11 protein-coding genes are annotated in these 11,433 nt (G+C 71.9%); 4 read left to right on the forward strand and 7 right to left on the reverse strand.

What is annotated here, in order from left to right; translation table 11 throughout:
* Positions 1-207 precede the first annotated feature (207 nt).
* Positions 208-1,713 carry a ricin-type beta-trefoil lectin domain protein gene (locus Cba03nite_RS31335; RefSeq protein WP_346113225.1) on the reverse strand — a complete coding sequence of 502 codons (1,506 nt, stop codon included), beginning with the start codon at positions 1,711-1,713 and terminating at the stop codon, positions 208-210.
* 264 nt (positions 1,714-1,977) lie between these two features.
* Entirely contained in the window at positions 1,978-2,850 is an 873-nt protein-coding gene (locus Cba03nite_RS31340) for a hemerythrin domain-containing protein (protein WP_203754034.1), read from the reverse strand.
* A 208-nt stretch (positions 2,851-3,058) separates the two neighbouring features.
* Here Cba03nite_RS31340 and Cba03nite_RS31345 point away from each other — a divergent pair, with 208 nt between their 5' ends.
* Complete coding sequence (locus Cba03nite_RS31345; RefSeq protein ID WP_203754036.1) at positions 3,059-3,850, forward strand: hypothetical protein; 792 nt, start codon at positions 3,059-3,061, stop codon at positions 3,848-3,850.
* A gap of 50 nt (positions 3,851-3,900) precedes the next feature.
* Here the strand turns inward: Cba03nite_RS31345 and Cba03nite_RS31350 are convergent, their stop codons facing one another.
* From Cba03nite_RS31350 to Cba03nite_RS31360, 3 genes are all read right to left on the reverse strand, one after another.
* Positions 3,901-4,575 (reverse strand): thymidine kinase, encoded by a 675-nt coding sequence (locus tag Cba03nite_RS31350; RefSeq protein ID WP_203754038.1) that lies wholly within the window; start codon positions 4,573-4,575, stop codon positions 3,901-3,903.
* Between the two features lie 71 nt (positions 4,576-4,646).
* On the reverse strand, positions 4,647-6,005 hold the full coding sequence (locus tag Cba03nite_RS31355) for an MFS transporter (protein ID WP_203754040.1): 1,359 nt from the start codon (positions 6,003-6,005) through the stop codon (positions 4,647-4,649).
* The gene (locus Cba03nite_RS31360; RefSeq protein WP_203754043.1) at positions 6,002-6,784 is read right to left on the reverse strand and encodes a glycerophosphodiester phosphodiesterase family protein; all 783 of its coding nucleotides are present in this window, start codon (positions 6,782-6,784) and stop codon (positions 6,002-6,004) included. Before Cba03nite_RS31360 ends, Cba03nite_RS31355 begins: the two co-directional genes overlap by 4 nt.
* A 150-nt stretch (positions 6,785-6,934) precedes the next feature.
* On the opposite strand from Cba03nite_RS31360, the gene Cba03nite_RS31365 reads away from it, so the two are divergent.
* Positions 6,935-7,162 (forward strand): hypothetical protein, encoded by a 228-nt coding sequence (locus tag Cba03nite_RS31365; RefSeq protein ID WP_239126141.1) that lies wholly within the window; start codon positions 6,935-6,937, stop codon positions 7,160-7,162.
* A 9-nt stretch (positions 7,163-7,171) separates the two neighbouring features.
* Here Cba03nite_RS31365 and Cba03nite_RS31370 read toward each other — a convergent pair whose 3' ends face one another.
* Positions 7,172-7,942, reverse strand: a complete 771-nt coding sequence (locus Cba03nite_RS31370) for a lysophospholipid acyltransferase family protein (RefSeq protein WP_239126142.1) — start codon at positions 7,940-7,942, stop codon at positions 7,172-7,174.
* A gap of 109 nt (positions 7,943-8,051) precedes the next feature.
* On the opposite strand from Cba03nite_RS31370, the gene Cba03nite_RS31375 reads away from it, so the two are divergent.
* Together Cba03nite_RS31375 and cydB are read left to right on the forward strand one after the other, a co-directional pair.
* Positions 8,052-9,470, forward strand: a complete 1,419-nt coding sequence (locus Cba03nite_RS31375; RefSeq protein WP_203754048.1) for a cytochrome ubiquinol oxidase subunit I — start codon at positions 8,052-8,054, stop codon at positions 9,468-9,470.
* A 14-nt stretch (positions 9,471-9,484) separates the two neighbouring features.
* Positions 9,485-10,537, forward strand: coding sequence for a cytochrome d ubiquinol oxidase subunit II (gene cydB, locus Cba03nite_RS31380; protein WP_203754050.1), 1,053 nt, complete (start codon positions 9,485-9,487; stop codon positions 10,535-10,537).
* A gap of 52 nt (positions 10,538-10,589) precedes the next feature.
* On the opposite strand, the gene Cba03nite_RS31385 is transcribed toward cydB, so the two are convergent.
* Positions 10,590-11,282: a hypothetical protein gene (locus tag Cba03nite_RS31385; RefSeq protein WP_203754052.1), complete on the reverse strand. Its 693-nt coding sequence runs from the start codon at positions 11,280-11,282 to the stop codon at positions 10,590-10,592.
* Positions 11,283-11,433: the final 151 nt, after the last annotated feature.

The following is an 11,433-nucleotide window of genomic DNA, read 5'->3' on the forward strand; positions in this document are numbered from 1 at the left end:
CGGCGCGCGGGATTGGCCTCCCCCGTGTCGGCCAAGCCCGCGTCGCCCGAGCCGCACGGACTCGCCGCGCGTTCGGCGATTGCGCCGGTTCGCGCACGATCCTGCAAGACCCCGTCGCGATCGTCGAGGCTTTCGGCCACCGCCGAAACAGCCACGTGGATGTGGGGCGCCGGTCGGCGTCCCGGCGCCCCACATCCGGTCGGTGGCTCAGCCGCGCCGCCACTTCTGGTTGGCGCCGCCGGTGCAGTCCCAGGTCTGCAGCGGAGTGCCGGTGCCGCCCCAGGCGGTCACGTCGACGCACTTGTTGGCCTGCGGGTTGACCAGGTCACCCGCGCCGGTCAGCACGAACTGCTGGGCTGGGTTGCCGCTGCAGCCCACGATCTGGATCGCCGCGCCGGCCGCGGTCGAGCCCCAGGCCACGTCCATGCACAGGCCGTTGACGGTACGGATCGTGCCGTCACCCGGGAACGTCCAGTTCTGCGCGTTGGTGCCGTTGCAGTCCCACAGCTGCAGGCGCTGGCCGTCGACGAAGTTCGAGTTCGGCACGTCGATGCACTTGTCCTGCCAGCCGATGATGCGGCTGGCGCCGCCCCCGCCGGTGGTGGTGAGCGTGAGGCCGTACGCGCCGAGGATCTCGTTGACCGGCTGGTAGAACGTGGTGCCGCCGGTCGAGCAGTTGCCCGAGCCGCCGGAGGTCACGCCCTGGGCCTGGTTGCCGCTCAGCCACGCGCCGCCGGAGTCGCCGCCCTCGGCGCACGCGGTCGTCTGGGTCAGGCCGTAGACGGTGCGCCCGCCGGAGTAGTTGACGGTGACGTTCTTGGCCTGGATGACGCCGCAGCGCCAGCCGGTGGTGCGGCCCGAGCGGCAGATCGACGCGCCGATCGCCGCCTCCTGCGAGCCCGCCACGGTCGCGCTCCCGCCCGCGTAGTTGTTGACCCACGGGCGCGGGGTCCAGTTGCTGTTGGTACGCACCCACGCGTAGTCGTTGTTCGGGAACGACGACCCGGCGAAGGTGCCCTGGGCCACGTTGTTGTAGCCGAGGGTGGGGCTGCCCGCGCCGCCGCAGTGCCCGGCGGTGACGAAGCCGCCGTTGTTGACGGAGAAGCCGACCGAGCACAGCGTGTTGCCGTTGATGACGTACTGGTCGCCGCCGCGGATGTCGTACAGCGGGCGCGGCGCCTGGCCGGTGACGATCCGCAGCGCGGCGGCGTCGACCCCGCTCGCGGCGGCGAAGCGGCGGGCCGCGGCGGTGTCGGCGGCGGCCACGGTCACGGTGTTGGCGGCCACGTCCACGTACCAGCCGTGCACGGCGGCACCGGCCTTGGCGGCGCGGGCGTCGAGCTTGGCCTTGACGCCGTCGAGCTGGGCGAGGCTGCGGGTCACCAGGGCGGGCACGGCGCCCGCCGCGCGGGCCTGAGCGGCGCCGGCCTCGTCGAGCACACCGACCTTGAGGCGGCCGTCGGCGGGCGAGAACCACGCTCCGGCGAAGCGGGCGCCGAGGCGCTCGCGTACGGCCCGCTCGACGACGGGTGCGGCGGCCTCGTGGGCCTGGCGGACGCGGGCCTGGTCGGCGGTGAGGCCGAGGTCGCGTTGCAGCGCCTGCTGCATGGAAGCGGCGGGGGCGATGTCGGTGGCGGGGGCGGCCGATGCGGGTATGGGGGCGGCCAGCGCCACGGCGAGCACCGCCGCGCCGGTCAGCGCAGTGACTCTCACGTCAGTCCTCCGGGGGTGGGACGGATCAGGGCGTGAGAGCGCTCTCAAAAAGGAGACTTTACTGTCCGGTCACGTGAAGTCAATAGATGTGAATCGATTACTCTCTGTAGGCCGGCGGCCACGGTGGATGCGGGGGCTGCATGGTGCCGGGGTCGACGGCCTGCCCGCTGCGGCCGGGTGGGGAGAGCGATTTCAGGAGCGCGCCGACGAGGGGGTGGCGGGGCTGGTGCGAGGGCTCACCCCGCATCCGGCATCGAGCCCCGCTCAGGGCGCGGGGAAGGCGTCGCGGGCGCGGGAGAAGACGGTGCGCGGGGGGTCGGCGGAGGTGTCCTCGTCGTCGGCGAGGGCGACCAGGGTCGCGTTGAGCGCCACGTCGGCGAGCCGGAGCAGCTCCGCCGGGGGCACATTGTCGCGCAGGTAGTCGAACTCCTCTTCCTCCTCCAGCTCGGCGTGCTCGACCAAGGCGTCGCGCAGGTTGGCCAGCTTCGTGGTGAAGTCGTCGTGCTCCAGGCCCAGCTCGTGCAGCTCCTGCAGGTCCAGCTCGGCCTGGTCCTCTTCCTCGGTGCGGGCGTCGACGACCGCGTCGCCGTCGGTCAGCCTGGCCCGGGCCAGCGGGTGCACCAGCAGCTGCTCGATGCTCTCGTGCACGGCGAGCAGGCGTACCAGCCGGTCGAACTGCGCCCGCCGGTGCGGGCCGCGCGCGCGGCCCAGCTCGACGAACAGGTCGGCGATCTCCTCGTGCTGGGCCAGCAGCAGGTCGATCACGTCGTCGTCGCGGTCCAGGTCGGGCAGCTCGACCCCGGGTGCGGACGGCACCCGCTTGGCCGGGCGCACCGGCGCCTGCGCCCGCGACGACGGCGCGTTGTCGCCCGGCGGCACCAGGCTCTTCTTGCCCGTGGCGACCTTCGCCGTGGAGCGGGCGCGCTGGTCGGAGTGCATCGTCTTGAACAGCTCACGCACCAGCTCGTCCTTGCGCATGGCCGAGGTGCCGGTGACGCCCGCCTCGCGCAGTAACGCGCGCAGCTCCTTGACCTTCAGCCGGTACACGTCGGCCTCGCTGCGCCCCGCGGCGCCCGGCTCCGGCCGGGGCTGCTCGGGCTCGGGCCGCTCGTCGCCGGCCGCATCGCGCTGCGCCATCCGCGCTCACCTCACAGAAAGTCCGTTTCGTCACCATCCTGACGGAAACGACGGTCCGGCCGGGCCGAAATGGCGGCAGAGGCACCCGGAAGCGGACCGCGACCTCCGGCGGCCGGAGGAGGCACGCGAGCCGCATGCCCGGTTCGCGGCCTTGCCCCGACCGTCGTGGTCGGACAGCATGAGCCCCACGACATCGACGGGGGACGCCATGAACGCTGCCGGGAACCGGAACCGAGCCGCTCGCCGCGCGGGGGTGATCGCGCTCTGCGCCGCCGCGTACACCCTGGTCGTGCTGCTGGTGCCGAGCGGGCCCGCCGTCTTCGCCGACCACTGGGCCTCGCTCTACGGCCCCGGGCACTGGGCGCTGTGGGCGATCCTCACCGGCAGCGGCCTGATCCTGCTGGCCGGCCGTCCCGCCCTCGCGGGTGCCGCCGCGACCGCGGGTGTGCTCGCCACCGTGCAGCTGGGTGGGACCGGCATCTGGGCGGTGCGCCACTGGGAGCCGTTCACCGGCATGGGCGGGCGCGGTGAGCCCCTGCTCGGCATCCTCCGGCCGCTGGCCGCGGGGCTCGCCGTCGCCTGCGCCGCCGCGGTCGTGGCCTGCGCGCTGGCCGTGCTGCGCACCGGCGCGTGGCAGCCCGCCGCCGGACCTCGCCGGTGGCTGCCCGTCGGCGCCGGGGCGCTGCTCGCGGCCGGGTTCCCGGTCGCGCTGCTGGGCGGTCTGACCCCGATCACCCTGCTCGGCACGTACGGGCTGCTGTTCAGCCTGCCGTGGGGCCTCGCCGTGGCGGCGACCGGCCTGCTGCGCCGCGACGCCGCGATCAGCGCGGGCGTCATGGCGACCGTCGGCCCGCTCGCCGTCGCGGGCTGGAACCTCGCCTGGGACGTGTTCTACGGCGGCGGCTGGCAGTGGTACCTGCTTCCGCTGCTCGCCGCGGCCCTGCTGGCCGCCGTCGCGACGGCCCTCCCGATGCGGCGCGCCCGGCCCGCCCGGCCGTGACCGGAACTCCCTGCCACCTCGCCGGAGCGGCACGGCAGGGAGCCGGACGGTCAGCGGCCGAGGTCGCCGGAGCGGTAGTGGCGGCGGCAGAGGACCTGGTAGCGGACCTCGGCGGGGTCGGCGGCGGCGGTGTCGCCGATGACGACCTGCTCGCCCTCGCGGGCCACCACGCCGTCCACGATCCGGGCGTTGAGCAGGCCCTCGCTGCCGCACCAGCACAGCACCTCGACCTGGAGCCGGTGCACCTCGTCGGCCAGCTCGAACAGCCGCTGCGCCGCCGGGAACAGCCGCGAGCGGAAGTCCGAGGCCAGCCCGAACGCGTACACGTCGACGTCGTAGGAGTCGACCAGGTCGGCCAGCTGCTCGATCTGCTCGACGGTGTAGAAGCAGGCCTCGTCGCAGATCAGGTAGTCGATGCGGGCGCCCTCGGACCACTCCTTGCGCACCAGCGCGATCAGGTCCAGGTCGTCGGTCACCTCGACGGCGGTGTGGGCCAGGCCGATCCGGGTGGTGACCTGCGGGCCCATGGACCGGTCGTTGCGGGTCATGACCAGGCCGCGACGGCCCTGCCGGCCGTGGTTGTGGTCCATCTGCAGGGCGAGGGTGGACTTGCCGCAGTCCATCGGGCCCCAGAAGAACTTCAGCGCGGCGCCGTGGCGCAGCCTGCCGTCCCCGGCCGAGACACAGTGCGCGGGATCGGTCGTGGGTTCGTCAGCAGGCGTCACGGAGGGGCAGCCTAGCGGCTACCCCTCCGTCAGCGGGAATCCATGAGCGCGATTGGTGTTGGTACGGCGTGTCAGAGGCGGTCCGGCGGCGTGTTGCCCGCCGCAGCGATCGCCCGTGCCATGGGCACCCTCAGCAGCAGCACGAACCCGATGCCGAAGAACACGATCAGCGAGATGATCGCGACCCGGTAGCTGCCGGTCAGGTCGTAGGCCAGGCCGAACAGCAGCGGCCCGAACCAGCTGGTGCCCTTGTCCGAGATCTCGTAGAGGCCGAAGTACTCGCCCTCCTTGCCCTTCGGGATGAGCTGGCTGAACAGCGAGCGGCTCAGCGCCTGGCTGCCGCCGAGCACCAGGCCGATCGCGCCGCCGAGCACCACGAACGGCACCGCGTCGCCATACGGCAGGAAGTAAGCCGCGACCAGGATGAACGTCCAGCCGACGAGGCTGCCCAGCACGGTGCGCCACGCGCCGTACTTCTTGGCCAGGCGGCCCAGCAGCATCGCGCCCGCGAACGCCAGGAACTGCACCATGAGGATGGTCGGCATGAGCACGGTGTTGTCGAAGCCGAGCTGCTCGGAGCCGTAGGTGCCGGCCATCGCGATGACGGTCTGGATGCCGTCGTTGTAGATCAGGAACGCGATCAGGAACGACAGCGTCAGCGGGTACGCCTTCAGCCCCTTGAGCGTGTGCCCGAGCTGCTTGAACCCGTCGATGAGCACCGAGCCGCGCGCCTCGCCCGCCAGCGGGGGCCGGTTGCGCAGCCACAGCAGCGGGAACGTCGTGAACAGCGCCCACCACACACCGGCCGAGACCAGCGACCAGCGGGCGATGTCGCCCTGGTTCTCCTCGCCGCCGATCAGCACCACGATGACGTTGAGCAGCAGCAGCAGGCCGCCGCCGAGGTAGCCGGCGGCCCAGCCGCGGCTGGACACCCCGTCGCGCTCGTTCTCGTCGGCGATCTGCGGCAGGAACGAGTTGTAGACGACGACGCTCGCGCCGAACGACAGGTTCGCCACCAGGAACAGCGCGGCGCCCAGCGCGTACCGCTCGCCGGTGAGGAAGACCAGGCCGCAGGTGGCGGCGGCGCCGATGTAAGCGAACAGGGCGAGCCAGAACTTCTTCTTCGCGGCCCGGTCGGCGATCGCGCCGACCACCGGCAGCAGCAGCACCTGCAGCGCCACCGACAGCGAGGTGGTGTACGCGAACAGCGCCCCGGCCTTGAACGACAGCCCGAGCAGGTGCACGTCGCCCGCCGCGTCCGCGCCGTTCTCGGCGATCGCGGTCAGGTACGGCCCGAGGAAGGCCGTGACGACGGTGGTGGAGAAGGCGGAGTTGGCCCAGTCGTAGAAGTACCAGCCGACACGCTCGCGTTTGGTGCTCGCGCCGTAACTCTCTTCGGGGGTGGGGGGTGCGCTGGTGTCAGCGGTCATTCGCGGTCCTTCCAGAGGCCACGGTGTGTGAAAACTTCCCGTAACACGTCGATGCGATCGGTCATGATGCCATCCACACCGAGATCAAGTAAGCCCTCCATCACGGCAGGATCGTCGACCGTCCACACATGGACCTGCAGCCCCAGCGCGTGCGCGTGGGCGACGAAGCGCCGGTCCACCACCCGCACCCGCCCGAACATGATCGGGACCTGCGCCGCGACCGCCGACGGGGGCAGCGCGATCCGCCGCCGCACCCGCGAGGCCAGCCACAGCCGGGCCGTCTCCCGCTGCGCCAGCGACGTCGCATAAGCCGGTCCGGCGAGCTGCCGCAGCCGCCGCAGCCGCGGGTCGGAGAACGAGGCCAGCAGCACCTGGTCCGGGGTGGCGCGCTCGTGCACGACGGCGATGGTCGGCTCGACGGCCGCGTCGGCCTTGACGTCGATGTTGAAGCGGACCTCCGGCCAGGCGTCGAGCACCTCGTCCAGCCGGGGCACGGCCGCCGCCCCGCCCACCCGCACGCTCTTCAGGTCCGCCCAGGTCATCGTGGCGACCGCGTGCGGATCCCCGGCGACCCGGCCCAGGGTCGCGTCGTGCAGGACGACCGCCACGCCGTCGCGGGTGGCGTGCACGTCGGTCTCGACGTAGCGGTAGCCCGCCCGCACCGCGCGGTCGAAGGCGCCGGCGGTGTTCTCGTCACCGGCGGCGGCGCCACCCCTGTGGGCGAAGGCGAGCGGGGGCGCGGCGAGATACGGATGGGGTGGACCCTGCGGCGTCTCCATCTGCGAAAGCTTGCCACCCGGGGGTGCGTCCGCGTTGCCCCCATACTGACCGCTCGCCAACAACGGGCGACATCGGTGAGAATGTCCGCACCACCGCGTCGAAACGAATCGATCTTTCCGAGAGACATTGTGCCGTGAAGGGGTGCTCAGGTGGCCGAGGACGACCCTGTGGACTGGCTCCGCCGGCTGTCTCCGGTGCAGCGTGCGCTGCTGGACCGGCTGGCCGACGGCGCGACGATAGCCGCGGCTGCCGCCGCGGAGTACCTGTCGCTGCGCACGGCCAACCGCCGCATCGCCGACCTGCGCCAGGAGCTGGGGCTGGCCACCACCCGCGAGCTGGTCGCCGCCTACCGCTCGCGCCGCGTGCCGCCGCCCTGACGCGGCCGGTCAGCGGGGGCTGCGCACGCGCGCGCGGCGGGTCTCGGCGGGCCGGGTCGGGTCGGTGCAGCGGGGCAGGCCGGGCTCGTCGGCGCGCAGCGGGACGAGCTCCGCGTCGATCGCGTCGATGATGCGGTCGGCGATGCGCTGCGCCGCGCCCGGCCGCTCAGGATCGACGCCGGACAGGTCGACGGGCGCGCCGACGTGCACCCGGACCCTCGGGCGAAGGCGCAGGTTCCGCCAGACCACCGGCCACATGCCGGTGGGCGCGGCGTACGGCAGGACCTCGTGGCTGCCCCAGATCGCGATCGGGACGACCGGGGCGCCGGTGGCCAGCACGAGCCTGCCCACCCCGGTGCGGCCGCGCTCGGGCCACATCGCCGGGTCGAGGCCGATCCGCCCCTCCGGGTAGATCATCAGCAGCGAGCCCTCGGCCAGCGCGGTGACGCTGTCGGTGACCGCGTTGCCGGCGGTGGGCTCACCGCGGTCCACCTGGATGTGGCCCTGCCTGCGCATGAGCGGGCCGATCACGGGGGTGCGGAACAGTCCCGCGTTGGCCATGATCCGCGGATGCACGCCCAGCCGCCGGAACGCCGCGGCCGCCACGATCGGGTCGAACGGGCTGAGATGGTTCGCGGCCAGGATCAGCGGCCCGCCGCGCAGCCGCGCGGGCAGGTCCCCGGTCACCTCCAGACGCGCGAGCAGCCGCGTCACACCCTCGGCGAGCCACTGCGCGAAGCGCAGCAGCGGGGGCGGGGTCCAGGTCGGTGAGGGGCTCACGGTCGAAGATCCTGCCACGAGGTCGCCCAACTCCCCTACCACAGGCCCGTGACCTGCGTATGGTCGCCAAAAGGGGGATCGATACACGCGCGTGTGGGGAGCGCTGGGCATGGACGCGACGGAGCTGGCCCGCTGGCAGTTCGGCATCACGACCGTCTACCACTTCCTGTTCGTGCCGATCACCATCGGGCTGTCGTTCCTGGTCGCCGGGATGCAGACGGCCTGGATGCGGACCGGCGACGACAAGTGGCTGAAGCTGACGAAGTTCTACGGCAAGCTGTTTTTGATCAACTTCGCGATGGGGGTCGTCACCGGCATCGTGCAGGAGTTCCAGTTCGGCATGAACTGGAGCGTGTACTCGCGCTTCGTCGGCGACATCTTCGGCGCGCCGCTGGCCATGGAGGCGCTGCTGGCGTTCTTCCTGGAGTCGACCTTCCTCGGCCTGTGGATCTTCGGCTGGGAGCGGCTGCCCAAGAAGATCCACCTGGCCTGCATCTGGATCGTGGCGATCGGCACCGTGCTCAGTGCCGCGTTCATCCTCGCCGCGAACTCCTGGATGCAGCACCCGGTCGGTTACAAGATCAATCCGGAGCGGGGGCGGGCCGAACTCACCGACTTCATGGCCGTGCTGACCAACAAGGTCGCCCTGATCACCATCCCGCACACGATCGCCGGGGCGTTCATGACCGCGGGCGCACTGGTCGCCGCCGTGGCCATGTGGCACCTGGTGCGCCGTCCCGGCAAGGACACCGCGGCGTTCCGGGGCGCGGTGAAGCTCGGGTCCTGGACCACGCTGATCTCCATGGCCGCCCTGCTGGTCACCGGTGACATCCAGGGCAAGATCATGACCGAGGTGCAGCCGATGAAGATGGCCGCCGCCGAGGCGCTCTACCAGACCGAGCAGCCCGCGCCGTTCTCCCTGTTCACCATCGGCACCCTCGACGGCAGCCGCCCCGTCTGGTCCCTGGACGTGCCCGGCGTGCTGTCGTTCCTGGCCACCGGCTCCTTCGACGGCCGCGTCCAGGGCATCAACGACCTGCAGGCCGCCTACGTGCAGCAGTTCGGGCCCGGCCGGTACATGCCCAACATCCCGGTCACCTACTGGACGTTCCGCCTCATGATCGGCACCGGCGTGGTCGCCGCGATCCTCGCCCTGTGGGCGCTGTGGTCGATCCGCAAGGGCCGCGCCCCCGAGCCGGGCCGCCGCAGCACCCGCTTCCTGATGTGGGGCATGATCGCGCTGCCGCTGCTGCCGCTGGCCGCCAACTCCTTCGGCTGGATCTTCACCGAGATGGGCCGCCAGCCCTGGATCGTGTTCAGCCAGATGAAGACCGCCGTGGCCGCCTCACCCGCCGTCAGCTCCGGCGACGTGATCACCTCCCTGATCGTGTACACGCTGCTCTACGGCGCGCTCGCGGTGGTCGAGGTGGGCCTGCTGCTGCACTTCGCCCGCGCCGGGCTGCCCGACGTGTCCTCACCGGCGCCCACCGAGCCGGACGAGGACCGCCCGCTGGCCTTCGCGTACTAGGAGGACGCCGCCTCATGGAACTGTCGACCGTCTGGTTCCTGCTCATCGCGCTGCTGTTCGTCGGCTACTTCGTGCTGGAGGGCTTCGACTTCGGCGTCGGCATGCTGCTGCCCGTACTCGGCCGCGACGAGCGCGAGCGCCGCGTGATGATCAACACGATCGGGCCGGTGTGGGACGGCAACGAGGTCTGGCTGATCACCGCGGGCGGGGCCATGTTCGCCGCGTTCCCCGAGTGGTATGCCAGCGTGTTCTCCGGCTTCTACCTGCCGCTGCTGCTCATCCTGCTCGCCCTGATCCTGCGCGGGGTCGCGTTCGAGTACCGCGGCAAGCGCAACGACCCGGTCTGGCGGCGGCGCTGGGACCGGTGCATCGTGTTCGGCTCGTTCGTGCCCGCGGTGCTGTGGGGCGTCGCGTTCGCCAACATCGTGCGCGGCGTGCCGCTCGACGCCGACCACGACTACATCGGCGGCTTCTTCACCCTGCTCAACCCGTATGCGCTGCTCGGCGGCCTGACCACGCTGGCGCTGTTCCTCACCCACGGGGCGGTGTTCATCGCGCTGAAGACCGTCGGCGACATCCGGCAGCGGGCCAACCGGCTGGCCGAGCGCCTCGGCATCGCCGCCGTGCTCGCCGCCGCGCTGTTCCTCGGGCTGACCCTGGCCCGCCGGGCCACCACCCCCGCGCTGATCCTGGCCGTGCTCGCCGCGCTGTGCCTGGTCGGCGGCCTGATCGCCAACCGGCTGCCGTCGCGCGACGACCCGCAGGGCCGGCGGGAGGGCTGGGCGTTCGCGGGCACGGCGGCGGCGATCGCGCTGGCGGTGGCGTCGCTGTTCGCCGACCTCTACCCGTTCGTGCTGCCTTCGACCGTCGACCCCGTGACCAACAGCCTGACCGTGGCCAACGCGTCGTCGACGCCGTACACCCTGAAGATCATGACCTGGGTGGCGGTGATCTTCACACCACTGGTGCTGCTCTACCAGGGCTGGACCTACTGGGTGTTCCGCAAGCGCATCGGGACCCAGCACATACCGGAGGAACTGGTCACGCCGCAGCCCGCCACCCGGTGAGACGCAGACGGCGGCAGCGCACCGCCCGGTGCGCTGCCGCCGTCGGGACGGCTCAGACGCCGGCGGCGCCCAGCTCGGCGAGCTTGGCCTCCAGCTCGGCCAGCTCGGCGCGCAGCTTGCCCGCGTGCGCCTCGGCCTCGGCCCGCTCGGCGGCCAGGATCTGCTCCACGGCCTCCTGCACGCCCGGCACGTCGAGCATCGACACCATCTTCAGCGCCTCCTGCGCCTTGATGACATACGGCTTGGCCAGCGCCTTCGTGCCCTGCACCGCGCCGACGGTCCACTCGCCCTCGGTGTAGGCCAGCGTCACGGTCAACCCGGCCGGCGGCTTGACCTTCGGGCCCTTTGCCGCGGGCTTGCGGGGGGCGGGCGCGACGCTCGACGTCTCGGCGGGCACCTCGGGGGTTTCGGACACGGATCGCTCCTGACGTACGGGCTTCTCGCGGATGATCATGAACTCGGGCTCGGGCGGCGCGACCGGCTCCGGAACGGGCTCGGGCGCCGGCTTGCGCACGGTGTGCCCCTTGGGCGGGATGGACAGGTCACCCGGCGCGAACGGCAGCACGTCGCTGCCGAACTTCACCAGGATCCACTCGTCGTGGGTGGCCGGGTCGTCGAGCTGCACGACCTGCCCCAGCTGGCCCGCGATCTGGCCGGCCGCCTCGGTGAACATGACCTTGGGGCGCTTGCCGGACGCGAGCGTCTCCTGTATCTGGGTCAACTCCTGAGTCGACAGTCCCGCCATACCGCGCTCCAACTCTCCCGCAGCGGCAGCATGGCCGCCGCATCAACCCTCACCGAACACATATTTGATACGCATGTTCTATCAGAGCCGTCCGACAAACAGGCACCGACACCATGCTGAAGAGAGGGACATCTTCGCAGTACGCCATCGC

It is taken from the genome of Catellatospora bangladeshensis (assembly GCF_016862575.1).
Classification (GTDB): domain Bacteria; phylum Actinomycetota; class Actinomycetes; order Mycobacteriales; family Micromonosporaceae; genus Catellatospora; species Catellatospora bangladeshensis.